Raw genomic sequence first — 24696 nt, forward strand, 5'->3', positions numbered from 1 at the left:
CCTTCCATTGCGCCTCGTGGGGGAGGCGAAAAACTCATTCATGCCAGCTGACGCCGTCGCGTTCGGCCAGCGCGATCGCCGCGCTCGGCCCCCAGCTTCCCGCGCTGTAGGTGCGCGGCGTCAGGCCTTCCTTGCGCCATTGTTCGCGGATGGCATCCACCCAGGCCCATTGCGCCTCCACCTCGTCGCGCCGGACGAACAGCGTCTGGTCGCATTCGATCAGGTCCAGCAGCAGCCGTTCATAGGCGATGCGGCGATGCACGCCGGTGAAGGCGTCGGGCATGGCGATTTCCAGCGGCACGGCGCGCAGGCTCATCCCCTCGCGGTCGAGGCCCGGCACCTTGGCCATCAGCGAAAGCGTGATGTTCTCTTCCGGCTGGATCCCGATCAGCAACTGGTTGGGCACGGTGCGCGTGCCGCTGAAGATCGAATGGGGGATGCAGCGAAACTGGACGAGGATTTCCGTCCGCCGCTTGGGCAGCCGCTTGCCGGTGCGCAGGTAGAAGGGCACGCCCTTCCACCGCCAATTGTCGACATGGGCCTTCAGCGCCACGAAGGTTTCGGTGTCGCTTTCGCGGCCCAGTTCCTCGTCATAGCCGGGGACGATCTGCCCGCCGGTGGCGCCGGCGCGATACTGGCCGGTCACGCTTTCGCCGGGGCCGATGGGGCGCAGTGCGCGCAGCACCTTCACCTTCTCGTCACGCACGGCGCTGGAATCGAAGCTGGTCGGCGGTTCCATGGCCACCAGCGCCAGCAGCTGCAGCATGTGGTTCTGCACCATGTCGCGCAGCGCGCCCGCCTCGTCATAGAAATCGACGCGGCTTTCCAGGCCCACCGTTTCGGCCACGGTGATCTGCACATGGTCGATATGCTGGGAATTCCACAGCGGTTCGAACATGATGTTGGCAAAGCGCAGCGCGATCAGGTTCTGCACCGTCTCCTTGCCCAGATAGTGATCGATGCGGAAAATGCGGCTTTCGGGGAAGGCCGCGGCCACCGCGTCGTTGATCTCCCGGCTGGAGGCGAGATCGATGCCGAGCGGCTTTTCCAGGCTGATCCGCGCGCCTTCGCCGGTCAGCCCCGCGCCCTGCAAACCCTTGATCGTGGTTTCGAACAGGCTGGGCGCGGTGGACAGGAAGATCGCCAGCTTCTCCCCCGGGCGCGCGGCCTTTTCCGCCACCGCCTTGAAGCCGGCCGGGTCTTTCACGTCCAGCGGCTGGTAGCTCAGCCGGTTGAGGAAATCGGCCATGCCGCTGCGCCGGTTGGCGGGCATGAACTTTTCCAGCGCGGCGCGGGCGAAATTGCGGAACTCCGCATCGCTCATCTCCGAACGGGCGGTGCCCACGATGCGCAGATCGGGGTCCAGCAAACCATCGGAATGCAGCGCGCACAGCGAAGGCAGCAGCATCCGCTGGGCAAGATCGCCCGTGGCGCCGAACAACAGCAGCGCATCGGCCGTCGAACTCATGAAAAAGCCTCTCCCACAATGGAAACGAATTAGGCCGACCCTGCCCGCAGAACCCTTATGCTGCACCGCCGCAGGCCATGCGGCAAGAGAAAGATCAGCCGTTCGCCCGCACGGAAACGGTCTTTTCGCCAAAGCGCGCTTCGCCGAAACTGGTCATGAAGCTGACATCGGCCGCATCGCGGCCCACGCCGATCTTGGCCGTCTCCGCAGGGTCCGCCATGCCGGTGGCGTCCACGATCTGCCAGCTTCCACCGCCGGCAATGGTGGGATCGCGCAGGAACACTTCGGCCACGGCATGGAAATCGGGCGGCTCCACGCCGGGGGCATAGGCGCTGACATAGCGGGCCGGGATGGCCGAGGCGCGGGCGAGCGAGATCACCACATGGGCATAGTCGCGGCAGATGCCGCGCCGCTCCACGAAGCTGTCCAGCGCGGTGGTGTGGGTATCGCTGCTGCCCGGTTCGTAGCGGAAGCGTTCCGCCACCCAGTCGCGGATCGCGGCGATGCGCGCGCCGCCCTGCAGGCCGCCGAACTCCGCCTCCACGAAGGGCTGGAACGGTGCGCCGGGGCAATAGCGGGAATCGAACAGATATTGCACCGTGTCCGCCGGCAGCAGATGCGGATCGAGCCCGCCCAGGGTGGCGAGATCGGCAGTGATGCGGCGCGGCTCCACCCGCGCGGCATAGCGGACCTCGATCGGGCCGGTGGCGCGCAACCAGATACGTTCCCCGATCCCGTCATGCGCCGCGATACGCGCCACATGATCCGCCTCGCTCATCGTGGTGGAGGTTTCCAGGATTTCCTGCTCGGGGATCGCCGCCGCCTCGAACTGGAGGAGGACGTCGCCGACGCCTTCGAGGGCGAAGGAGAATTGCGTTTCGATTTCGATAGCCATGGGCTGGCAATGCTCCGCCGCCGGGGAGTTTCCGGTCATTCGCCGATTATATGCGCCACGATGTTGCGGCGATGCGGCACGGCGCGATGTTCGATCAGGTAAATCCCCTGCCAGGTGCCCAGCGCCATGCGCCCTTCGGCCACCGGCACGGTCAGGCTGTTGCCGGTCAGCATCGCCTTGATATGCGCGGGCATATCGTCCGGCCCTTCATCGTCATGCTCGTAATGCCGGCCTTCGGGCACTGCCTTGTCCAGCCAGCGCAGCAGGTCGCGCTTTACCGCCGGGGCGGCATTTTCATTGATCGTCAGCGAGGCGGAGGTGTGGCGGCAGAACAGCGTGAGCAACCCCGTCTCGATCCCCGTGCCGCCCAGCCAGCCGGCGACCTCGCCGGTGAACTCGACAAGGCCGGCCCCATGGGTGGCGATGGTGAAGCGGGTCTGCGCCTGTTGCATGGCCGCGGCTATAGCGGCGCGTCTTGTTCACTGCGAGGGGCTTGGCGGTCGCGCAGGGTGCGAGTAGGACTTCGTCAACAGAGCGGCAGGGGCCGTTGTCGGTGGGAGAAGGAAGATATGGGCGGGTTTCGCAAACGCCATGCAGCCGCGGCCGTCGCGCTGGCGGCGATGGGGCTGGGCACCGCTCCGCCGGCGCTGGCGCATCATTCCTTCGCGGTGTTCTTCGATCCGCAGAAGATGGTCACCATCACCGGGACCGTCACCGCCTTCCGCTTCACCAATCCGCACGGCACCATCGCGCTGGACGTTAAGAAGCCCGATGGCAGCGTGGAGAAATGGCGCGTGGAAACCAATGCGCCGGTGGTGCTCACCCGCCGCGGCTGGACGCGGCAGAGCCTGAAGCCCGGCGATGTGGTGACGATCGAAGGCTGGGCCGCGCGCGACGGCAAGCCCTACCTGCGCCTGCGCATGGCGCGCGACGCGCAGGGCAAGCCCATCGGCCAGACCGCCTTCGGCATCACCGATGAATAGGCCCGGCCGGATGATGCGCCCGCTCCGCATGCCGCTGATCGCGCCTTTGATGGCGTTGGCCGCGCTGTGCCTGCCCGCCGCCGCGCTTGCGCAGGGGGATGGCGCGCCGCCCGATCTGGAAGGCTTCTGGGCCCCCGTGTTCGACATGGGCGATCCCGATCCGAAGATGGTGGCCGAACTGCCGGCGGACACGGTCATCATCGCGGATTCCGGCGTGGCCGAGTTTCCGCGCATGGAATTCGGCGGGCTCAAGCTCACGCCCCAGGCGCTGGAGCATGCGAAAAGCTGGCAGCCGACCGATGACATGACGCTGGACCGCGTGTGCGTGCCGCCTTCCATCGTCTATTCGGTGCAGGGACCGTTCCCCTTCGAAGTGCACCAGACGAAGGATCTCATCGCCTTCAAATACGAATATTTCGATCAGGTGCGGCTGATCTTCATGGACGGCCGCGGCCATCCGCCGGCCGATGCGCCGCACAGCAAGATGGGCCATTCCATCGGCCATTGGGAAGGTGATGAGCTGGTGGTGGACACCACCCATATCGCCCCCTCCACCATCACCAACAACGGGCTGGACCACACCGCCGACGTCCACATGGTCGAACGCTATCGCCTCAGCCCGGATGGCAAGAAGCTGATGGCGATGCAGTGGTTCTCCGATCCGGAAGTGCTGGAAAACAACGGTGCCCGCTGGATCGAATGGGACCGGCGGCCGGGGCAATATGTCTTTCCCTATGAATGCGATCCCAGCTTCGCGCTGGAATACCAGCAAATGAGTGAGGGCGGAAAGGCGGCCGAGGGCCAGTGATGCGCGCTTTGGACGGGCGCGCGTCCTTCGACAGGCTCAGGACGAGCGGGGGGGGGGTGTCATCCCTTGCCTAACCTGACCTTCGTCATCCCCGCGCAGGCGGGGATCCGGGGCGGCAAGGGCCGGCGCTGACTGGATTCCCGCCTACGCGGGAATGACGAAGAAGGGTGTCGTGGGGCGTGCTTTGCCCGCGCGGGAATGACGAAGGTGGCGAGGCAGGTCACAAAACCCGCCCGTCCTGAGCTTGTCGAAGGACGCGCGCTGCGTCTGGCGTTCCGGCTGGATTCCCGCCTGCGCGGGAATGACGAAGAAACAAAGGGATGTGTTCTGGCCACCCGCTCCTCAGCGGATCCGCTTCACCCGCACCGGGCGCTGCCCTGAATAGCGCAGCTGGAAGCTGCCCAGCGCTGCGCGGCTGATCTCCACCGGCGCGCCGGGGCGGGGCGGGCTGTAGGAGAAGGGCACGGCATCCACGAATTGCCACTGCGCGCCATCCGCCAGTGTCAGCAGGAAGACGCCGGGGCCGAGCTGTTCCGCCGCGCGCACTTGCGCCTCCACCCGGTCCGGTTCCTGCTCCCTTTCGTCCCGCTCGACCCGGCGGGGGAGGGCTTCGGCTCCGAAGCCTTCCGGCGGCGGTGGAGGCGCGGCGGTCGGCGCTGCTGGTGCGGCCTCACCGGAGATGAGCCGCTCCGCGCCCACGGTCTGGTCGTAGCAGGCGACGCGCGCGGGGACGTCGGCGATGCGCGCGCATTGACGCATGGTTCGCACGATCGCTTCGTAATCCGTACCCTGCGCAGTCGCGGCGGCGCCGCAGGCGAGCAGCAGCAGGGCGGCGAGGGCGGTGATGATCTGCCTGTTCATGCTTGATCCTATCGCTCCGGCAAGGGAGGGGCCGAACAATGGCGGCAGGCCCTTTTTTCAGGGAGGGGGCCTGCCGCCATTGCCAGTTTTCCCGGGCTGGGTGCCGGGAACCCGGTAGCCGCCGTTAGAGCTGCACCTTCACACCGATGTAGAAGCGGCGGCCCAGCACGTCATACTGGCTGGCGTTGTACGGGCTCGCTGCCTGTGGCCACCGGGGCGTGCCGTCGCCCAGCACGTCGTCGGTGAAATAGCCGACATAGGGCGGCGCCTTGTCGAACAGATTGTCCACCCCGCCGCGCAAGGTCACCTTGTCCATCAGCTCATAGCTGGCAGTGAGGTTGAACAGGTCATAGGCGGGTGCGCCGGCCACGTTGTTGTTCGTATCCGTGGCCGCCTGCGACGCCTTGACCGAGGGCTTGTGCTGCCATTGCAGGCCCACCGTGGCCGGGCCGACCGAATAGTTCAGCCGGGTAAACAGCTTCCAGCGATAGGAACCGGCATTGGTGCCCACTTCGCCGCCACCCAGCGTGCCCGCATAATCCACCAGCGGAATGGCGACCTGATCCGTGGTGGTGGCGAACTTGTCCAGATAGTTGAAGTTCACATTGGTGGAGATCGCGCCCGGCAGGCCGATGCCCACATCCTCGAACCGCAGCGCCCAGTCCAGCTGCACGTCCACGCCGGCGGTCTCGACCGCGCCCTGGTTGTCGTAATTGACCGTGACGACCTGCATATTGCCGTTCACATTGTCGCGCTCGATCCGCTGGCAGGCGTCATTGAGTTCGAAGTTCGGATTGAATTCGCTGGTGAAGCACTGGCGCAGCACCGAATCCAGGCCGAGCTGCGAAATGCCGTCGGTCAGCTTGATGTTGTAGTAATCCACCGACATGCGCAGGCGGCTGAGCCAGGGCGTATCCGTGGGCGCGGTGATCACGGCGCCGATCGTGTAGGTCTTGGCCGTTTCCTCGCGCAGGCCGTCGGCGCCTGCCAGCAGCTGGGTGAAATACTGGCCGCCCAGCAGGTAATCGTCGCGCCCGGCGGCGTAATAGATGGCGGAGCCATCAGCCCCCATCAGCTGGCGGCACAGCGCCTGCACCTGCGCGGCCGTGCCATTGGTGTTGAGATCGGGATTGGCCGAATAATTGCCGTAGCGAACGGGCGAGGTGTTGTTCTCCAGCGAGCAGGGATCGCCATCGCGCGAGAAGGTGAGCACGCTGGTGCGGGCGGTGAACAATTCGCCCAGGTTCGGCGCGCGGCTGGCCTTCTGATACCCGCCGCGGAACCGCAGCCAGTAAGTCGGCGCCCATTCGCCGTTGATCTTGTAGGTGCCGATGGTGCCCACGGAATCGTAGTCCGACAGGCGATAGCCCAGCTCCAGGTTCAGATCCTCCACGAAGGGCAGGTCCGAAAGCACCGGCACCAGCAATTCGCCATACAGCTCCTTCACCGAGGTGGAGCCCTTGGTGCTGGCCTGGGGGAAGGTGGTGGTGGTCTGGTAGAAGGACGATCCTTCATAGGCCGAACTGTCGGAATAGAATTCGAGCGAGTTCTTGCGATAGGCCGCGCCGACGGCAAAGCGCAGCTGCCCGCCCGGCAGGTCGAACAGGCCGCCCTGCAGGTTTGCTTCCAGCAGATCCTGCGAGATGCGATTTTCGAACTGCACGTCGGCGCTGCTGGCCAGATCGCAATCCGCGCTGAAGGCGGAATCCACGATAAAGGGGCTCAGCCCGCTCTCGCAGCTGGCGGTGGCGCCATAGCGCTGGCCATCATTGCCCAGGGCGAAGAAGTTCCGCCCGAAATTGGGCGAGGTGAGGATGGCGCGGAACCGCTCCAGCGCCACCAGCCCGATCAGATTGGTCTTGGCGATCGTCTCGCCGTGGGAACCGATGAAGTCCCAGGTGAAATCAGTGCCGGGGATGGAGCCTTCGAAGCCCAGCTGGATCTGGAAGGTGTTGTTGAAATTCTCCGTCCCGCGGCGGCCGAAGGCATCGAGCGAATAATTCGCCGTCCACGGTGCGTTGGGATTGGGCCGGCTGTTCAGCAAGGCCGCGATATTGCCGGGGACAGGGAACACCTCCTTGTTGGTGCAGCCACCCACCGGGCCGCAATTGAGGCCGTAACGCCCGCCGGCCATGAAATCGGGATTGGTGTTGCCATTGGGCAGGACGGAGGAGACCTTGTAGTCCGCCTCGTTATTGATCCACGTGCTGCCGGTATAGATCTGGTCGTTGTAAGGGATCTCGGTCCCCGTGGAGCCCAGCAGCACCGTGTTGAAGGACACGGAGCGGGTCTGCGTGCGCGCGAAATAGGCCTGGCCGATGAAGGTCGCCCAGTCGGTCAGATCGTATTTCCCCTTGGCGAAGAAGGAATAGCGATCCTGCGGCGAGGAGAGGATGCGATCGGGATTGTTCTGTTCCAGCAGGCCGGTGTCCAGCACCTTGCGCGTCAGCCCCCCGTCCGTGCCGCCCTGATAGTTCAGCAGCAGCGGGTAATAGACGCCCCCCACCGTGCGCGAGGTGTTGGTCCACAGCGAGCCGTCGTCGTTCAGATAGAGTGAGGATGTGCCCGGCACCGCCACCGGCGCGCCGGGGAAATAGGATGTCAGCAGCGCTTCGTTGAAGGGATTGGTCCCCCCGGTGGAGACGTAGTTTTCCGAGAGGAAGAACTCCTCCCCGCGCACCGTGGGGTCGCTCTGCGCCCGGCGGAAGGATTTGCGGTCGCGCCGCAGCAGCTGCTCGCGCTTGTAATATTCCATGCCCAGGATCACGCTGCCCCGGCCATCGTCCAGCGAGGCGCCGATCAGGCTGGATACGCGATATTCCTCGCCCCCGCCCTGCGGTGAGAAGCTGACCTGCCCATCGAAATCGACGCCGGTGAAATCGTCCTTGAGGATGAAATTGACCACGCCACCCACGGCATCCGCGCCATAGGTGGAGGATGCGCCGCCGGTGATGATCTCCACCCGCTGGATGGCGGCGGAGGGTATGGAGTTGATGTCGATCACGCCGGTGCCGTTGATCGGCGTCGCGCGCCGCCCGTCGAGCAGCACGAGATTGCGGTTGGCGCCCAGCTGGCGCAGGCTGACCGTGGAAATGCCCGGCGTGCTGTTGGCGTTGGGCTGGATGTCCGCCGTGTCGAACTGCGTCAGGGCCGGGCTGAATTGCGGCAGCTTGTTGAGATTGGCCTCCAGATTCACCGCGCTGCTCTGTTCGATCAGCTCGGAATCGACCGTCACGATCGGGCTGGTGGCGGTGTAGTCAGGCCGCTGGATGCGCGATCCGGTCACCACGATGCGGTTTTCGGCGGGCGCGGCGGCCTCGCTGCGCTGCGCCTCCGGCTCGTTGCCTTGCTCAGCCTGCTGGGCGTGGGCGGGCGCAGCCGCCGCGATCGCACAGGCGGCACCGGCCAGAAGGATGGCCCTGTGCGTCTTTCCGTTTCTGCTCATGTCCTGACTCTCCCCTTGTCAGTGCCTCCGCCGCCGGGGCGGGGCGCCCTTGTCTGGTCTGGGGATGCGACCGCACCCCAGCGCCGTGATGCGGATGGGGGAAGCGCTCATCGCGCCGCGGCGCGCCGCCGGCGCGGGCCGACGTCTGACGGTTCTGCGAGCAGTGAACCCTCTCCCCTCCCGGGCGGGGCGGCTTCTGCGTCCACCCCTTCCCGGCAGGATCGGTATCATTCCAAAATGATTCGTCCAACAAATAGTTTAAGTGAGCATTATTAGGGAGCGAACCACAATTGCGGCAGACGGCACGGCGCTCGCGCTGGTGGGCCAGCGCGGCAGGTTCCAAATCAGGAGGGGAAGGCCGGCGCGTGCCGCCCGTTTCGTTCAGGCGATTACGCCGAACAGATCATGCGCATCCGCATCTTCGATCAGCACGCGGGCGAAGTCCCCGGGCTGCAGGCTGGCCGGCACATTGCGCAGTAGCACCTGCCCGTCGATCTCCGGCGCATCCGCCTGGCTGCGGCCGGTGGCACCCCTGTCGCCATCCTCATCCGGTTCACCGACTTCGTCGATAATCACCGGAATGGTTCGGCCGACCTTGGCCGCCAGCTTGGCCGCGCTGATCCGCTCGGTCACTTCCATCAGCCGGGCGTAGCGTTCTTCCTTGACCGCTTCGGGCACCGGATCGGGCAGGGCATTGGCGGCGGCGCCGGTCACCGGCTCGAAGCGGAAGCCGCCCACCCGATCCAGCTGCGCCTCTTCCAGCCAATCGAGCAGATAGCGGAAATCATCCTCCGTCTCGCCGGGGAAGCCGACGACGAAGCTGGATCGCACGGTGATGTGGGGCGCGATGGCGCGCCAGGCCTTCAGCCGTTCCAGCACCTTCGCCTCGTTAGCCGGGCGCTTCATCGCCCGCAGCACGGCGGGGCTGGCATGCTGGAAGGGAATGTCGAGATAGGGCGTCAGCAGCCCTTCGGCCATCAGCGGGATCACCGCATCGACATGCGGATAGGGATAGACGTAGTGCAGCCGCACCCAGGGCACGTCGCCTTCGGGCGTGCGCAGCTGGCCCAGCTCGCGCGCCAGATCGGTCATATGCGCGCGAACGGGGTGGCCCTTCCACATCCGCTCCTCATGGCGCGTATCCACGCCATAGGCGGAGGTGTCCTGGCTGATCACCAGCAGTTCCCTGGTCCCCGCCGCCACCAGCTTTTCCGCCTCGCGCAGCACGGCGTCGATGCGCCGGCTGGCCAGCTTGCCGCGCAATTGCGGGATGATGCAGAAGGCGCAGGAATGGTTGCAGCCTTCGGAGATCTTCAGATAGCTGTAGTGCCGCGGCGTGAGCTTGACGTCGGGCTGCGGGATCAGGTCGATGAACGGCCCCTGCGTGGGCGGGGCGGCTTCATGCACCGCTTCCACCACCGCTTCATATTGATGCGCCCCCGTCACCGCCAGCACCTGGGGGAAGCGGGCGCGGATCGCTTCCGCCTCGTCCCCCATGCAGCCGGTCACGATCACGCGGCCGTTTTCGGCCATGGCTTCGCCGATCGCCTCCAGGCTTTCTTCCTTCGCGCTGTCCAGGAAGCCGCAGGTGTTGACCAGCACCACGTCGGCCCCGGCATAGTCCGGGCTCATGGCATAGCCATCGGCGCGCAGGCGCGTGAGGATGCGCTCGGAATCGACCAGCGCCTTGGGGCAGCCGAGGCTGACCATGCCGACCTTCTTCTGGTCGGGGATGGTGGTTTGGGCAGAAGGGGGTGCCATGATTCGCGCGCCCCTACACCCGTGGGGCATTTTTCGCTAGGGTGCGCCCTTCTGGAGGAGGGTGTGCGATGGGCAATGTGAACCTGCTGCCGGTGTTCCTGGGGGCACTGGCATTCTTCGTGGTGGGCGCGCTGTGGTATGGTGTGCTGTTCGGCAAGCCATGGCGCGAACTGAACGGCTTTACCGATGACATGATCAAGGCGGGCCCGCGGCCGGGGCAGAACCCCACCTGGCTGATCATGCTGCTGGCCTTCTTGTTCGAACTGCTGATTTCGCTGATGCTGGGCCACAACATCGCCCGCACCAATCCGCCGCCGCATGTGATCATGATGATGGCCGTGGGCTTCGGCGCCACGATCATGACCCCGGCGCTGGGCATCAACTATCTGTTCCAGATGCGCCCCGGCAAGCTGTTCGCCATCGACGCGGCGTATCTCATCGTCGGCATGGCGGCGATGGGCGGGGTGTTCGTGGCGTTCAGCTGAGGGGGGCATGCGCGGGGCTCACTGGATTCCCGCCTGCGCGGGAATGACGAGGGGGAGGGAGCGGTGTCATCCGCTCGTGTTCTTCCGCGCCTTTACGGCTGCGGCGAGACGGTCCGGCGCATAGCCCTAATTCGTCATTCCCGCGAAGGCGGGAATCCCGCGCGGAGGGTTCGGCCCGGATGCGGCCCCGCGCTCGGCCTGCTGGATTCCCGCCTACGCGGGAATGACGAAGGTGGGGGGGAACGACGCGGGTGCTCACCGTGAAGAGGGGGGCGCGGGCAGCGCTTTCCTACAGCGCGCGCGGAGTGTCACTCTGCGCTTCGCTCTTTGTCATCGTCTGCCTTTTTCCCGATCCGCCGAAGCCGTTGAAAGGGCGGAAGGTTTTTCTGCTATGAACCCTGTTCCAAGGTGTTCCAGCGTGTTCCAGCCGGACGCGCCAAAATGGGCGTTCAGCCGGCGATTTCCTCGTCCGATTCGGCCGGGGCGTCGGTCGGGCGGATTTCCACCACGATGTCGCCGGGTTGCAGCGCCGCGGCCTGCGGATCCCAGAACCCCCAGGGGGTGCCGCCGCGATAGATGCGCAGGCCCTGCCCGCCGGTGGCGAGGGCGCTCAGCGGCTTGCCGATCTCCTCGGGCCGCACCGGCCGTTCGACCAGCTGCACCCGGCCGCTGACCGAGGCGAGATCGGCCAGATAGTCGGCGATATGCGCCCCCTGTGCGCTGCCGGCCAGCAGCAGGCCGGTGAAGCGCACGGGGTTGATGACATTGTCGGCCCCTGCCTGCCGGGCGAGGATCTCGTTATCCGCGGCGCGCACCACCACGCTGATCGGCACCTCGGGCGCGAGATGCCGCACGGTCAGCACGATGAGGATGGAGGCATCGTCGCGCCCGGCGGAAACCAACACGGTGCGCGCCTCGCGGATGCGCACGGCCATCAAATGTTCGTCGCGCGTGGCGTCGGCCTCGATCACGTTGCAGCCCATCGCTTCGGCCTGCGCCAGCCGGTCGGGCTTGGTGTCCATCACCACGATGCAATGCGGATCGGTGCCGCGCTCGATCAGCTCGGTGACGGCCTCGGACCCGGAAATGCCGAAGCCGAGCACCACCACATGGTCGGAGAGCTTGTCCTGAATGCGGGCCATGCGGAACTTCTCCCAGCTGCGCTTGATGATGAAATTATACGCCGCGCCCACGAAGATGAAGATCACCGCGAAGCGGATCGGGGTGACGATGATCGCTTCCACCAGCCGGGCGCGCGGGCTGATCGGCGCGATGTCGCCGAAGCCGGTGGTGGTGATGGAGATCATGGTGAAATAGACCACGTCGAGGAAGCTGACATGGCCATCGTGATTGTCGATCAGCCCGTCGCGATCGAACCAGTGGATCAGCACCACAATCATCACCAGCGCAACGGCGGCGGCCAGCCGCAGGCCCAGATCGGCCCACACGGGCACTTTCAGCGCGCGGCGCAGCGGAGTGAAGCGCCGGGCGCGAGCGGCCTCCCGACCCTTGCTGGGCCGATGCGAGCTGGGCCGGTGCGCGCGGGCCATCAGCGGCGGCCCGCAATCCCCGCCGCCCACAGCCGGGCGGCTGCGGCGCGCGGGGAACTGGCGATCAGGTGGCGAAGCATTCCGCCAGCCTGCCGATCGCCGGATGATGCGTCAGGTCCAGCTGCAAGGGGGTGACGGCAATATAGCCGTCGGACACGGCTTCCAGATCGGTGCCGTGGTCCAGCGTGTGCTCCACGTCTTCCAGCCCGAACCAGAAATAGGACCGGCCGCGCGGGTCGATCCCTTCCACCAGCGATCCGCGCTGGTAATCGTGGAAGCCCTGCCGCACCACGCGCACGCCCTTCACCTCGTCAGCGGCGAGGGCGGGGAAGTTCACATTTATCAGCGTGCGCTTCGCCATCGGCAGTTTCAGCATCGGGCGCAGCACCCGGGCGGCCCAGGCTTCGGTCGCGGCGAAGCCGTGGTCCGTGCCGCGCAGCGCCTGGCTCAGCGCAATGGCCGGGATGCCCGCCAGCGCGCCTTCCATCGCCGCCGAAATCGTGCCCGAATAGGTGATGTCGTCGCCCAGGTTCTCGCCATTGTTGACACCGGAGATCACCAGATCGGGCATGGCATCGCGAAACAGCTTGCGCAGCGCCAGATTCACCGAATCCGTGGGCGTCCCGGTGACGGAGAAGCGCTTCTCCCCATGCTGGCGCAGCCGCACCGGGCTGTGCAGGGTGAGCGAATGGCCCGCGCCCGATTGCTCTTCCGCCGGGGCGCAGACCCACACGTCGTCGGAAAGCTCGGCCGCGATCGCTTCCAGCACGCGCATGCCGGGGGCGTGGAAGCCATCGTCATTGGTCAGGAGAATGCGCATCAGGCGGCCGGCACCAGACGGTCCAATCCGCCCATATAGGGCAGCAGCGGTTCGGGCACGGTGACGGAGCCGTCCTCCTGCTGGTAATTCTCCAGCACCGCCACCAGCGTGCGGCCCACGGCAAGGCCCGATCCGTTCAGCGTGTGGACGAACTCGGTCTTCTTCTCGCCCTCCGGCCGGTAGCGGGCGTTCATCCGCCGCGCCTGGAAATCGCCGCACCAGCTGATCGAGCTGATTTCGCGATAGGCATCCTGCCCCGGCAGCCACACTTCCAGATCGAAGGTCTTCTTCGCCGTGGCGCCCATATCGCCCGCGCAAAGCAGCATCTTGCGATAGGGCAGGCCGAGCGCCTGCAGCACGCCTTCGGCGCTGGCGACCATATGCTCATGCTCCGCCATCCAGTCGTCCGGCCGGCAGATGCACACCAGCTCCACCTTCAGGAACTGGTGCTGGCGGATATAGCCGCGCGTATCGCGGCCCGCGGCGCCGGCTTCGGACCGGAAGCAGGGCGTCTGCGCGGTCAGGCGGATCGGCGTGGAGAGATCACCCAGGATCTGCTCGCGCACCGAATTGGTCAGGCTCACTTCGGCGGTGGGGATCAGCCAGCGGCCATCGGTGGTGCGGAACAGGTCGTCCGCGAATTTGGGCAGCTGCCCGGTGCCGAACACCGCCTCGTCCCGCACCATCAACGGCGGCGCGCATTCGGTATAGCCGCGCTCGCCCGTCTGGAAATCGAGCATGAACTGGCCCAGCGCACGTTCCAGCCGCGCCATTTGCCCGCGCAGGAAGGCGAAGCGGGCGCCGGACATGGCGGCGGCGGTTTCGAAGTCCAGCCCCAGCGCAGGGCCGAGATCGGCATGTTCGCGCGGCGTGAAGGCGAAGTCGCACGGGGTGCCCCAGCGGCCGACTTCCTGATTGCCGCTCTCATCCGCGCCCTCCGGCACGCCCTCGATCGGGATGTTGGGCAGGCCCTGCAGGATCGCGTCGAGCTCCGCGCCCACGCTCGCCGCATCCTCCTCGCAGCGCTGCATGGCATCCTTCAGCTGCGCGACTTCGGCCTTTAGCATCTCGGCCGATTCGACCTCGCCATTGCGCATCGCCTGCCCGACTTCGCGGCTCGCCTCGTTCCGGCGGCTCTGGGCGGTCTGCAGCTGGGTGGTGATTTCGCGGCGGCGCTCGTCCAGCCGCAGGATCTCGGCCGAAGCGGGTGTGACGCCGCGCAGGGCCAGCCCCGCGTCGAAAGCCTGCGGATGTTCGCGGATAAAGCGCAGATCGTGCATGGCGCGGCCTATCCCGCAGCGTGCGGTGCTTGTCCAGTGGTGAAACCGGCCGGGATGGCGCGGAACCGCCGCGGGGCTTGCACGTAATGGCTTACATGCCATGCCCGCGCGGGGCAGCCCCCACGCACGGTAGATGCGCGTGGGGAGAAGGATCGGGGAGCAGGTGATTTCGCGCGATGCAAGCCTTCAGCCACCGCGGCGCACCCGTTTCATTGACGGGCTGAACGGCGCCATGGCGCTGGCCCGCCGCACGGGGCTGGCGCAGGCCCCTGTGCTGGAGAAGGAGGCGCTGCTCGACCGCGCGCGGGCGCATACCGGTCTCGAGGATTTCGGCGATCCGTGGTTCGAAAAGCCGCTGGCGGTGCTGCTGGCGGCATTGCGCGGCGAAGCGCGACTAAATGCTGCCGGCCAGTGGGCGGCGCAGGCGCAGATCGAGAAGGTGCTGCACGATCGGCTGTGGGCGCAGCAATGGTTCGAACGCCATCCCGAGATTCTGGAACGGCCCCTGCCGCGCCCGGTGATCGTGGTGGGGCCGATGCGATCGGGCACCACGCGGATGCACCGTCTGCTGTCGGCCGATCGCCGCTTCTCCCATCTGCGCAGCTTCGAAACGATCAGCCCCGTGCCGCGGCCGGATTTCCGTTTCGGCGGCAAGGATAGCCGGCAGGTGCTCGCAAGCCGCATCCTGCGCGTCGCCCGGCTGGCCAATCCACGCACGCTCACCATCCATCCCACGGGCCCGCTGGAACCGGAGGAGGAGCTGGGGCTGCTGGTCAGCAGCTTCTGGGGCATGAAGCACGAGGCGCAATGGTGGGTGCCCAGCTATGGCCGCTGGTGCGAACAGCAGGACGCTGTGCCGGCCTATCGCCAGATGGCGCGGCTGCTGCAGCTGATCGGCTGGTCGCAGCAATCCTCCAGCCTGCGGCCGTGGATACTCAAGACGCCGCAGCACATGCTGGACCTGCCCGCGCTGCTCAAGGTCTTCCCGGACGCGCGGCTGATCTTCACGCATCGCGATCCGCTGGCGGTGGTGGGCAGCGCCGCCTCGCTCGCCTGGAACCAGACGATCATCTATTCTGACCAGGCCCGGCCGGAGGCGATCGGCCGCGAATGGTTGCGCAAGACGGCGCTGCAGATCCGCCGCATGCGCGATGCGCGCGATCACATCCCGCGCGAAAGGATGATCGACGTGCATTACGACGACATGGAGAGCGACTGGCGCGGCGCGATGGAGCGGGTCTATCGCTTTCTGGGGCTGGACATCGCCCCGGCCTTGCCGGCCATGGAGGCCTATCAGCGCCGAACGGCGCGGCTGAAGCGCCCACCGCATGAATACAGCCTCGAGGAGTTCGGCCTGGAGCCGGAGCGCGTTCAGCTGGAACTCGGCGACTATGTGAGAACCTACGGCATCGCCCGCTAGGGCCTGTCTCGAAGATCGCGCCCGTCCACGCCGCTTGACATCGCGCTGCCGCTGCGCTCCGCTCCGCCATGGGGGCCTGGAGGAGAAGCAACGCTGGAAAGCGCGGCATCAGCGGTGGACGTCGATCTCGATACGAAGGCGAGCTGGGTCGCTCCGCTGGCGGGTGTCCAGCGCGACCTGCTGAGTGCGCATTTCCTGTTGCTGCGGCGGCTGCTGCGCAAGAGCGCCCGGCTGGATTACCTTGGCCTCGAACCGCAGAACGTCATGGAACGGCGCATCGTGCTGACGCTCTACCGCGTGGAGGAAGGGCGGGTTTCCGCGCTCGCCGCACTGCTCGGCAACGATGTCTCTCAGGTCAGCCGTGCGCTCAGCGCCTGCCGGGCGGGCGGCGTGGTGGAGCGCAAGCGGCAGCGCGATCCCTATCGTCTCACTGAGAAGGGCTGGGCGATGGGCGAGCGGATCGATAGTATCGCCATGCGCCGCGAGGTGGAGCTGACGCAGGGCCTCGGCCCGCAGGAGATGTTCGAACTGGCTGGCCTGTTGGCCCACCTGATGGACAAGGCCGCCGCCGTCCTTGCCGTGGAGATGGCACGCGCACGCGCCGGGGACGAAGTGGAGGAGGTGGAAAGCGCGCAGGATGTGGAAATCCCCAGCCGCGTTCAGCCCGCCCTGATCAACCTCGCGACCATCATCGCCCGCAGCGCCACCCTGGCGTTCAAGCAGCTGACCGGCCTGTCCAACTACGAGTGGCGGATCCTCGCCAATCTCGCCTACCGCCCTTCCATGCCCTTCATGGAACTGGTCGGCCACGTCGATAGCGACAAGGCGCAGGTCAGCCGTGCGTTGGATGGAATGGTGGGCGCCGGGCTGCTCGCCCGCAGCAAGCCCGCGCGGGGCCAGCCGGCACGCTTCGATGTGACCGAGCAGGGCCGGCGGACACATGGCATCATGCAGGAAGATGCGCTGAGGCGGAACGCCATCCTCTGCGAAGGGCTGACAAAGGCGCAGCGACGCCGGCTGGAAACCTATCTCAACCTGCTGATCGTCAATGCCAATGCCATGGCCGAGCGGGAACCGTAAGCTCCCGCCCCGGCAGGATCAGTCGAACTGCAGCTGGTTGAGCTTGTGTCCGTCGGGGAAGGTCACCGTGACGTTGAAGCCCCCGCTTCGTCCGTCGCGCAGCGGATAATAGGTGAGGTCGACCACATCGCCCGGCTTCAGCGATCGCTTCGACCAGCCGGCACGGGTCAGGTGGTTGGGGCTCATCCCTTCGAAGGCCCATTTCTTCACCGCGCCGTTCGGCCCATCGGTGGTGACGTAGAGGAAGGTGTGCGGATTGGTCCATTCCCAGCGGACGACCTTGGCGTTCTTCAGCGGCACTTCCTTGCCCCATTCGAACATGGCGGTGGAATGGTGGGCAGAGCTGGCCACGGGCACCAGCGCGACGGCCGCGAGGGCGGCGAGGGGGTAAAATAGGCGCTTCATCATTGTCTCCTGTGCGAAGCGGTGCGGTCACTCGATCTCGTCAAAACCAAGATCCATGCTGGGCCGCCCTTCGGCGTCCGCCGCATCGCGATTGTTTTCCTGGCAGATATATTCCCTGATCTCCCAATCAGGCTCCCGCTTGTAAGTGAGCTGGGTGGTGAAGGGTTCTGTGAACAGCGCGGGGTCGATGATCGTGGTCTCGATCATCAGCGTGTCCGGTCCCTGCAGGGACATGCGCTCGCGGATGCGCGTATCCGGCGTGGGGTGAAGCCCCTCCATCAGTGAAATCTGCGGGGAAAGTCCCACCGTTTCCGCCACCAGCGTATCGCCTTCCCAATGGCCTACCGTGTTGCCGTTGAACAGCAGGTCGGGGTCCTCCGGCTGAGGGCGGCCATCGGTGAAAATGCGACGCACCAGGCTGTGCGTTTCGATCACGATGTTCACCTTGCCCGGAGAGTAGATGAACTCGATCGGATAGGGATAGCGCATCACCCCGGGCATACCCACGGGCATGCAGTTGGCCCCATCCGTCTGCAAATTGCGCCCTTCCGCCTTCTCGGCCTTGAACGCGTCGATTTCCGTGCGTGCCTTCTCCGTCAGCGGAGCATTTCCCTCTGCGGCGCGGAGCTTGGTGACCATGCCCCAGTTCGGCTGCCACACGCCTTCGAACGGCGGCAGCTTGGCAATGGCGGCATATTCGGCGGCGCGATTCACGGTGTCCGGGCCAGATTGGGCGAAGGCCGCTCCGCCCAGCAGGGGCAGGGCTATAACGGCCGGCGCCATCCAACTGAAACCCTTGGCAATTCTCATCCCACACCACCTTCTTGCGCCGTTTCGGCGTCATCATCGGAGCTAAACTAGGAGGTTGATAATGTCAATTTCATGAATACCCGCAGCATCGCGGAAGTGATTGCGCGCGGGGATTGCCGCCTGCCCCGTCCCACGTTCCTCATTGCCGCCGCGCCGACGGCTAAGCGGCCGTTCTGAGTCATTTGCCACAGGCAATCTTTCGCTCTTGACTTTGACGAAATCAAGTGGGCAAAATCCCATTAACAAGTGCTTGAAGGCACGAAGGGGTGAGGAAGAACAAGCGCATCGCGACATCGCTTGCGCGCCGGCTGGCATGTGCTTGCCGGCGCGGCGACGGCTGCGCGGCGTAAGCCTCCACTCCCTGGCTGCTGGAAAAGCATGAAAAAGGGAGGGAAGAATGAAGCGTCTACACCTGTCCGGAATCCGTGCCCTGCTGCTGGCTGCGAGTGCTACCGGGTCGCTCTGCGCGGCGCCGGCCTTCGCGGAAGAGGATGCCGCGGAGGATGCCGCCGACCAGCCGGCGGAAACGGCCGGATCACCCGAGGGCCGCACGGCTGGGGAGGGCGGGCAGATCGTCGTCACCGGCTCCCGCCTCGCGCGCACCACCTTCGACGCGCCGTCCCCCGTGACCACGCTGGGCGGCGATGATCTCGCCCGCCGCGGCGTGACCAATATCGCCGAGGCGATCGCCGAGCTGCCTTCTTTCCGCGACACCACCAGCCCGCAGACGCAGGGCTTCGGCAGCTTCAACGTGGGCGCGCGCATCATGAACCTGCGCGGGCTGGGGGTGACGCGCAACCTGATCCTGGTGAACGGCCGCCGCTTCGCCCCCTCCACGCGCGAAGGTTCGGTGGACCTCAACTTCCTTCCCTCGATCCTCATCGACCGGACGGAGATCGTCACCGGCGGCGCCTCCGCCGCCTATGGCTCCGACGCCATCACGGGTGTGGTGAACGTCATCCTCAACCGCAATCTGGAAGGCATCAAGCTGGAGGCCGACTACGGCATTTCAGAAGAAGGTGATGGCGAACGCTACCACGCGGCGGCTGCCTTCGGCACGGCGCTGGGCGATCGCGGCCATTTCGTGATCGGCGGCGAATATGCCGACCAGAAGGGCATCGGCAATTGCTTCACGCGTGACTGGTGCACGCCGGGTGCGATCGTCACAAATGTCGGTTTTCGCGGCGGGAACGGCCTGCCCAATTTCGTGCGAAGCAACGACAACGGCGGCTTGCGCTTCAACAACGCCGGCGTTGTCTACGGCGGGCCGCAGAATATCTACGGCACCGGTGGGATCACCTTCGATGCCGATGGCCAGCCCCAGCCCTTCGCGGTCGGCCGACCGTCTTTCGCTCTATATCAGGTGGGCGGGGACATCCTGCCAGCCTACATCAACTCCAACATCACCGTGCCGGTGGAACGCTACACCGTTCATGCCTCGGCCGATTACGAGCTGACCGACGACATCAATTTCTTTGTCGAAGGCACCTATGGCCATGTGGATGGCCAGCTGCTGCAGACATCCTTCTTCAACACCGCCATCCCGATCTTCGCGGACAACCCGTTCATTCCGGACGCTGTTCGCGCGACCCTCCCGGCGGCGCAACAGGCGCAGCCCACCGGGCCCAGTTCTCTCGTCCGGCCTGCCACGCCGGCGTTTAACATGGCGCGGATGTTCGACGATTTCGCCCGCGGCTACAGCACCTCCGCCGCGGATACCTATCGCGCCGCCGCAGGCCTCGACGGCAGCTTCGGCGGCGGCTGGAACTGGGATGGCTATTACCAGTACAGCCGCACCGATCGTCAGCAGCGCGTGGTGGACAATCTCATCGTCGGCGCTGCCATCTATCCGGTGACCAATCCCGCCACGATCGCGCAGAGCAACGCCAATTTCTACTTCGCCGCCGATGCGGTGATCGATCCCGCCACGGGCGATCCCACCTGCCGTGCCTTGCTGAGCAATGATCCCGCGCTGGTGGCCGCCGCGCAGGGCTGCGTGCCGCTGAACCTGTTCGGCGAGAACAATTACGATCCGGCTGCCCGGGATTACATCTACGGAACGCTGATCGAGGACATCAAGCTGGAGCAGCATGTCTTCGCCGCCAATGTGAACGGCGACCTGTTCGAAGCGCCGGGCGGCAGCGTCGGCCTCGCCGTGGGCGCCGAATACCGCGTGGACAAGATCGACGTGGTGCACGACGATCTCTCCAACCTCTACGCCTATTTCCAGAACTTCGGCGCAGACTACAACGGCAAGACCGAAGTGGTGGAAGGCTATGCGGAACTGGAGGTGCCGCTGCTGGCCGATGTGCCGGGCGCTCAGGCGCTGACTGCCAACGCTGCGATCCGGCAGACGCATTACAAGATCACCGGCTTCGGCAGCTATCTGCGGACGCAAGCGTCCAACTCCTTCGATGCCACCGCGTGGAAGCTGAGCGCGAATTGGGAGCCGACCGACTGGCTGCGCTTCCGCGTCAGCCGCTCGCGCGACATCCGGGCACCCAACTTCGCGGAGTTGTTCCTCTCCTCCGCCAGTTCCTTCACCGTGGTGAACAACCCGTTCAACCCGGCGCAGGTGGGCAATCCCGATCTGCTGAACGGTGGCAGCCCCTACCTGCGGCCGGAGAAGGCAGACACCTGGGGCGCGGGGATGATCCTGCAGCCGCATGCTTTCCTGCAGGGCTTCCGCTTCTCGGTCGACTACTTCAACATCAAGGTGAAGGATTACATCGGATCGCCCCCCGGCGGCTTCCAGAACATCATCAACGAGTGTTTCGCGGGGCGCGAGCAGGCATGTTCGCTGATCAACGACGGCACCATCGCGCAGGGCGAGGACGTCGAGGAAATCCGCAACATCTCGCTCAATCTCGAGGAATTGCGGACGAGCGGGCTCGATTTCGAAGCGGATTACCGGATCGATCTGGGAAGCAGCAACCAGCTGCTGCTGCGCGGTCTTGCTACTTATACCGACGAGCTTTCGACCACGGCCTTCGGCCAGAAGATAGACCGGGCCGGGCAGACGGGCGTCGCGGCCGCGATCGCATCGCCCAAATGGGCGGCCAGCGGCTTCATCACCTTCGTCAATCCGCGTTTCACCGCGACCGTGCAGGGCCGTTACGTCGACAGCGGCGTTCTGGATGCCTTGTATCGCGATCCTGGCGACGCGGATTACGCCCCCACGGAGGTAAACAGCATCAACGACAACAGCGTGCCGAGCCGGTTCTACGTGAACCTCTTCGCCACGGTGAAGATGGGCCCGCTGCGGGAGGATGACAGCGGGTTCGAGCTGTTCTTCCGCATCAACAATCTGTTCGACAAGGCCCCGCCTATCGTGCCGGAATTCCAGTATCCGACCAATCCGGTCTATTTCGACACCATCGGACGCTACTACACGATCGGGGCGCGCGCCCGCTTCTGAACCACCGCCGAAGCCGCCGGGCGCCGGCTCTGCGTCATGCGCAGGCCGGCGCCGGACGGTTTACCATACGCGCCGATGCGAGGGATTTCTTAACTGCGTGTTTACCATGGTTAGCCGCAGTTTCTCGTGAAACCGGATCGCACTGCCGCGTGAGCGATCACAAATATACTTTTAAAACAGCTACTTGCATCGCGCGCCTGCCGTGACTTGGACTGCGTTATCTTTGTTGGGTGTAACAACTCCCTGTTTACCATCGGATGGTAGACATTCTGCCGTATGTTCAGCGTCGCGTTGTTCGGGGGGACTTGGCGCAGCCACAGAGTAGGGTAAATGGCGGCACTTGTGGAAATCTGGCGGAATCAGCGGGCGCGACATGTCGCGATCGCGGCCGCTATCGCTTTCCTGCTCGGCATCGCGGATGTGCTGATGCCTGTGTCCACTTTTACCTGGGCCATGCAGTCGCGCTTCTCGCCGCGCGACGCCTCGGGCGAAATCGTGTTCATCGGCGCCAAGGACGATCTTGCCGATCCAACGAACCCGCAGCGGCGGGCGGCGCTGGCCCGCCTTCTTGTCGATCTTGCAGAGTACCGCCCTGCCAAGGTGTTCCTCAACACGATCTTCGATAGCCCCGGAACGCCGGCAAGTGACCGAGCGTTGCGGGCGGCGATCAGTTCCACACCGACGGTTCTGGTAAGCCGTCACACCACCACGGTGAATGGCGAAGAAACTATCGGCACCATACCCGCGATTGCCGGGGATGCGCCCGCTGTGATCAGCAAGGAGTGGGTCGATGCGCTCGGCTTCACGCCGCGCCTTCCCTACTCGGTGATGGACGGGGGCAAGACCGTCGCCAGTCTCCCGGCGGCAATTGCTGGCAGGAGCGGACCGAGCGACCAGAGCTTTCCGGTGGACTATTCCGTCCGCTATTCCACTATACCCACCTTCACGCTGGACAAGGTGGCTGAACTCATCCGCAGTGATTCCGCGGCGGCGCGGCAGGCCTTCACCGGCAAGACGATCGTGATCGGCAGCATCGGCGGCAACAGCAGCGGATATGCCACCATCCCGAGGCATCCGAAGGTGCCGCCGAGCCTCGTCTCCATCTATGGAGCCGAGACTCTGATCCACGGGCTGCCGATCGAGTTCTCGTGGTTCCAGATCCTGCTGCTGTATGTCGCGGGGGTGGCGGCTGTCGCCTTGCTCCGTGCGCGACGCCGCGTGCGGCATATTGGCTATGCAGTCCTTGCTCTCAGCATGGTGGCGCTCGTGACGGTGTTCGTCTCCCACCGGGTTCCCGCCAATGTGGCTGTCGCAATCACCTTCCTGCTCATTTACGCGGGGCTGCGTTTGTGGGTGATCCGCCAGCAGTCAAGCGCTCTCGTCGATGGCCTGACCGGCCTGCCCACCTTCCGGGCGCTGGAACGGGATATGTTCCATCAGGGTGCGGTCCAGACGACGGCGGTGGTGGTGGCCAAGGTCCACCATTTCGACGAGGTCCTGTCGGCCCTGCCGGCGGACAAGCACGCCACCTACGTGCACATGATCGGCGAACGGCTCCGCATTACCCAGCGCGATCTCAAGGTCTACACCAACGGCGGGCGCTATCTCGCCTGGGCCGTTCAGGATCACGGCGATCTGCGGCTGGAGGCGCATCTGCGCGGGCTGCGGGCGGTGTTCGGCACGCCGCTCACCATCGGCGGAACGACGGTGGATGTGGTGATTACCTTCGGCGTCGATTCCACCACTGAGGCCTCTCCCGCCCGCAAGATCGCTTCGGCCACCACCGCGGCAGACAAGACTTCGGAATCGTTGCTGCCGATCCGCTTCGCGGACGCCGCCAGCGAGGCGGACCGGATATGGAATATCTCGCTGCAGGCGAAGATCGACGAGGCGCTGAAGACGGGCCAGATCTACGTGGTCTACCAGCCGCAGATAAACCTGCGCAGCGGCGGCCTGTATGGCGCCGAGGCGCTGGTGCGGTGGGAGGATCCCGAGCGCGGTTCGATCTCCCCATCCTACTTCATCGAGCAATGCGAGCAGGCCGGCCGCATGGAGGCGCTGACGCGAAAGGTGATGCGCGATGCCGTGACTGCTCTGGCGGAATCGCCGCTTGCCAACCGTGATTTCCAGATGTCGATCAATGTCTCGGCCACGCTGCTGAGTGATCATCGCATTGCCGAAATCCTTGAGGAGACACTCGCCGCCTTCCCGATCGCGCCATCACAGCTGATGCTCGAGATCACCGAGACTGCGCGCATCGTCGACTACGAGAAGGCGCGGCTGGTGATGGAACGCCTGCGGCGAACCGGCGTGGGCCTTTCCATTGACGATTTCGGCGTCGGTGCAGCCAGCCTGGAAACGTTCCTGGCGCTGCCCTTTGATGAGCTGAAGATCGACCGCTGCTTTGTCGCGAGTCTTCCTGGAGATCGCAAGGCGCGCAAGATTGTCGAATCGCTGGTTCTGCTCGGGCAGAATCTTGGCCTCATCGTAGTGGCCGAAGGCGTGGAAAATCAGGAAGTTGTGGAGCGCCTCAACAGCCTCGGCTGCCCCGTGGCGCAAGGCTATTTCTTTGCGAGGCCGGGGGAGTTCTCCCGGCTACTGGAATTCGCCACGCCGCCGGAGAAACCGCAGAAGGCGGCATCAAGCAGACCCTATAGTTAATACTTTACAAACAGACATGGTTAACATTATTAACCCTCCTGTCCAATCAGGAGGCCAGAATCATGTCGAATCGCAAGATCATCCAGACGGTGCAGGCGCCGCGCCCCACCACCACCCTCGAAAAGCGCAACGTGCGCGGTGGCATCTGGGATTGGGTGTTTGGCGGTTACTACCGCTAAGATCACCTTCTTGGTGTTTCGGAGAGGGGCCTTTCGGGGCCCCTTTCTTTTGGCCGCCTCCCCCGCGTTGGTGAGGATTTCCGCCATTCTTGGACCTGGGTGGCGCAACCGTTAACGAGCGCCTTGGCCCTCATTGCCTCGGATGCTCCAGGCACGCTTCCACAGGAGCACGGTGCAGCAATTCACCGTCCAATCACGCACGTCCGGAGCGTTTCGAATGAGGCGGCCGCCGCCCGCCTCGTCCGCCGGGCGAGGGCGGGAGGCGTTGAGCTCGGCTGCGTTTCGCGCCAGATCCCGCCTCCGCCGGAATGGCGAGGCTTCGGGAGGCGGCGAAGGAGCAAGGGGACTTGGGGGCCTGGCGGGGAAA

18 protein-coding genes are annotated in these 24696 nt (G+C 65.3%); 7 read left to right on the plus strand and 11 right to left on the minus strand.

The window, feature by feature from the left end:
• Window positions 1-34: 34 nt before the first annotated feature.
• The 3 genes from zwf to AEB_RS06275 all read right to left on the minus strand — a co-directional run bounded on the left by zwf (window position 35) and on the right by AEB_RS06275 (window position 2815).
• Complete coding sequence (zwf, locus tag AEB_RS06265) at window positions 35-1468, minus strand: glucose-6-phosphate dehydrogenase (RefSeq protein WP_119082410.1); 1434 nt, start codon at window positions 1466-1468, stop codon at window positions 35-37.
• Window positions 1469-1562: 94 nt separating this feature from the next.
• Entirely contained in the window at window positions 1563-2363 is an 801-nt protein-coding gene (locus AEB_RS06270; RefSeq protein ID WP_119082411.1) for a transglutaminase-like domain-containing protein, read from the minus strand.
• Window positions 2364-2398: 35 nt separating this feature from the next.
• Entirely contained in the window at window positions 2399-2815 is a 417-nt protein-coding gene (locus AEB_RS06275) for a secondary thiamine-phosphate synthase enzyme YjbQ (protein WP_119082412.1), read from the minus strand.
• 117 nt (window positions 2816-2932) lie between these two features.
• Here AEB_RS06275 and AEB_RS06280 point away from each other — a divergent pair, with 117 nt between their 5' ends.
• A complete protein-coding gene (locus AEB_RS06280) occupies window positions 2933-3346 on the plus strand; it encodes a DUF6152 family protein (protein ID WP_119082413.1) in 414 nt (137 codons plus the stop codon).
• 10 nt (window positions 3347-3356) lie between these two features.
• Window positions 3357-4154, plus strand: coding sequence for a hypothetical protein (locus AEB_RS06285; protein ID WP_145985273.1), 798 nt, complete (start codon window positions 3357-3359; stop codon window positions 4152-4154).
• 342 nt (window positions 4155-4496) lie between these two features.
• Here the strand turns inward: AEB_RS06285 and AEB_RS06290 are convergent, their stop codons facing one another.
• The 3 genes from AEB_RS06290 to rimO all read right to left on the minus strand — a co-directional run bounded on the left by AEB_RS06290 (window position 4497) and on the right by rimO (window position 10221).
• A complete protein-coding gene (locus tag AEB_RS06290) occupies window positions 4497-5015 on the minus strand; it encodes a hypothetical protein (RefSeq protein WP_119082415.1) in 519 nt (172 codons plus the stop codon).
• 124 nt (window positions 5016-5139) lie between these two features.
• Window positions 5140-8460, minus strand: coding sequence for a TonB-dependent receptor domain-containing protein (locus AEB_RS06295; protein ID WP_119082416.1), 3321 nt, complete (start codon window positions 8458-8460; stop codon window positions 5140-5142).
• Between the two features lie 381 nt (window positions 8461-8841).
• On the minus strand, window positions 8842-10221 hold the full coding sequence (rimO, locus tag AEB_RS06300) for a 30S ribosomal protein S12 methylthiotransferase RimO (protein ID WP_119082417.1): 1380 nt from the start codon (window positions 10219-10221) through the stop codon (window positions 8842-8844).
• A gap of 68 nt (window positions 10222-10289) precedes the next feature.
• On the opposite strand from rimO, the gene AEB_RS06305 reads away from it, so the two are divergent.
• Window positions 10290-10706 (plus strand): DUF1761 domain-containing protein, encoded by a 417-nt coding sequence (locus tag AEB_RS06305; RefSeq protein ID WP_119082418.1) that lies wholly within the window; start codon window positions 10290-10292, stop codon window positions 10704-10706.
• Between the two features lie 449 nt (window positions 10707-11155).
• On the opposite strand, the gene AEB_RS06310 is transcribed toward AEB_RS06305, so the two are convergent.
• The 3 genes from AEB_RS06310 to serS all read right to left on the minus strand — a co-directional run bounded on the left by AEB_RS06310 (window position 11156) and on the right by serS (window position 14356).
• Window positions 11156-12256 carry a potassium channel family protein gene (locus AEB_RS06310; RefSeq protein ID WP_119084497.1) on the minus strand — a complete coding sequence of 367 codons (1101 nt, stop codon included), beginning with the start codon at window positions 12254-12256 and terminating at the stop codon, window positions 11156-11158.
• A gap of 64 nt (window positions 12257-12320) precedes the next feature.
• On the minus strand, window positions 12321-13076 hold the full coding sequence (gene surE / locus AEB_RS06315; RefSeq protein ID WP_119082419.1) for a 5'/3'-nucleotidase SurE: 756 nt from the start codon (window positions 13074-13076) through the stop codon (window positions 12321-12323).
• On the minus strand, window positions 13076-14356 hold the full coding sequence (gene serS, locus AEB_RS06320) for a serine--tRNA ligase (protein ID WP_119082420.1): 1281 nt from the start codon (window positions 14354-14356) through the stop codon (window positions 13076-13078). Before serS ends, surE begins: the two co-directional genes overlap by 1 nt.
• Before the next feature lie 163 nt (window positions 14357-14519).
• Here serS and AEB_RS06325 point away from each other — a divergent pair, with 163 nt between their 5' ends.
• Window positions 14520-15776 carry a sulfotransferase family protein gene (locus AEB_RS06325; RefSeq protein WP_231958940.1) on the plus strand — a complete coding sequence of 419 codons (1257 nt, stop codon included), beginning with the start codon at window positions 14520-14522 and terminating at the stop codon, window positions 15774-15776.
• Window positions 15777-15890: 114 nt separating this feature from the next.
• The gene (locus AEB_RS06330) at window positions 15891-16856 is read left to right on the plus strand and encodes a MarR family winged helix-turn-helix transcriptional regulator (protein WP_119082421.1); all 966 of its coding nucleotides are present in this window, start codon (window positions 15891-15893) and stop codon (window positions 16854-16856) included.
• 18 nt (window positions 16857-16874) lie between these two features.
• Here the strand turns inward: AEB_RS06330 and AEB_RS06335 are convergent, their stop codons facing one another.
• Window positions 16875-17261, minus strand: coding sequence for a DUF6152 family protein (locus AEB_RS06335; protein ID WP_145985274.1), 387 nt, complete (start codon window positions 17259-17261; stop codon window positions 16875-16877).
• Between the two features lie 27 nt (window positions 17262-17288).
• Window positions 17289-18044 (minus strand): hypothetical protein, encoded by a 756-nt coding sequence (locus AEB_RS06340; protein WP_119082423.1) that lies wholly within the window; start codon window positions 18042-18044, stop codon window positions 17289-17291.
• Window positions 18045-18468: 424 nt separating this feature from the next.
• Between AEB_RS06340 and AEB_RS06345 the strand changes: the two genes are divergently transcribed.
• Window positions 18469-21489 carry a TonB-dependent receptor plug domain-containing protein gene (locus tag AEB_RS06345; protein WP_119082424.1) on the plus strand — a complete coding sequence of 1007 codons (3021 nt, stop codon included), beginning with the start codon at window positions 18469-18471 and terminating at the stop codon, window positions 21487-21489.
• A 330-nt stretch (window positions 21490-21819) separates the two neighbouring features.
• Complete coding sequence (locus AEB_RS06350) at window positions 21820-24150, plus strand: EAL domain-containing protein (protein WP_119082425.1); 2331 nt, start codon at window positions 21820-21822, stop codon at window positions 24148-24150.
• Window positions 24151-24696 lie beyond the last annotated feature (546 nt).

The sequence above is a fragment of the Altererythrobacter sp. B11 genome (assembly GCF_003569745.1).
In the GTDB taxonomy this organism is placed as follows: Bacteria; Pseudomonadota; Alphaproteobacteria; order Sphingomonadales; family Sphingomonadaceae; genus Croceibacterium_C.

Excerpts from the sequence above, each read along its gene's own strand:
- zwf (WP_119082410.1), bottom strand. The coding sequence starts at position 1,468 with ATGAGTTCGACGGCCGATGCGCTGCTGTTGTTCGGCGCCACGGGCGAT.
- AEB_RS06270 (WP_119082411.1), bottom strand. The coding sequence starts at position 2,363 with ATGGCTATCGAAATCGAAACGCAATTCTCCTTCGCCCTCGAAGGCGTC.
- AEB_RS06275 (WP_119082412.1), bottom strand. The coding sequence starts at position 2,815 with ATGCAACAGGCGCAGACCCGCTTCACCATCGCCACCCATGGGGCCGGC.
- AEB_RS06280 (WP_119082413.1), top strand. The coding sequence starts at position 2,933 with ATGGGCGGGTTTCGCAAACGCCATGCAGCCGCGGCCGTCGCGCTGGCG.
- AEB_RS06285 (WP_145985273.1), top strand. The coding sequence starts at position 3,357 with ATGATGCGCCCGCTCCGCATGCCGCTGATCGCGCCTTTGATGGCGTTG.
- AEB_RS06290 (WP_119082415.1), bottom strand. The coding sequence starts at position 5,015 with ATGAACAGGCAGATCATCACCGCCCTCGCCGCCCTGCTGCTGCTCGCC.
- AEB_RS06295 (WP_119082416.1), bottom strand. The coding sequence starts at position 8,460 with ATGAGCAGAAACGGAAAGACGCACAGGGCCATCCTTCTGGCCGGTGCC.
- rimO (WP_119082417.1), bottom strand. The coding sequence starts at position 10,221 with ATGGCACCCCCTTCTGCCCAAACCACCATCCCCGACCAGAAGAAGGTC.
- AEB_RS06305 (WP_119082418.1), top strand. The coding sequence starts at position 10,290 with ATGGGCAATGTGAACCTGCTGCCGGTGTTCCTGGGGGCACTGGCATTC.
- AEB_RS06310 (WP_119084497.1), bottom strand. The coding sequence starts at position 12,256 with ATGGCCCGCGCGCACCGGCCCAGCTCGCATCGGCCCAGCAAGGGTCGG.
- surE (WP_119082419.1), bottom strand. The coding sequence starts at position 13,076 with ATGCGCATTCTCCTGACCAATGACGATGGCTTCCACGCCCCCGGCATG.
- serS (WP_119082420.1), bottom strand. The coding sequence starts at position 14,356 with ATGCACGATCTGCGCTTTATCCGCGAACATCCGCAGGCTTTCGACGCG.
- AEB_RS06335 (WP_145985274.1), bottom strand. The coding sequence starts at position 17,261 with ATGAAGCGCCTATTTTACCCCCTCGCCGCCCTCGCGGCCGTCGCGCTG.
- AEB_RS06340 (WP_119082423.1), bottom strand. The coding sequence starts at position 18,044 with ATGGCGCCGGCCGTTATAGCCCTGCCCCTGCTGGGCGGAGCGGCCTTC.
- AEB_RS06345 (WP_119082424.1), top strand. The coding sequence starts at position 18,469 with ATGAAGCGTCTACACCTGTCCGGAATCCGTGCCCTGCTGCTGGCTGCG.
- AEB_RS06350 (WP_119082425.1), top strand. The coding sequence starts at position 21,820 with ATGGCGGCACTTGTGGAAATCTGGCGGAATCAGCGGGCGCGACATGTC.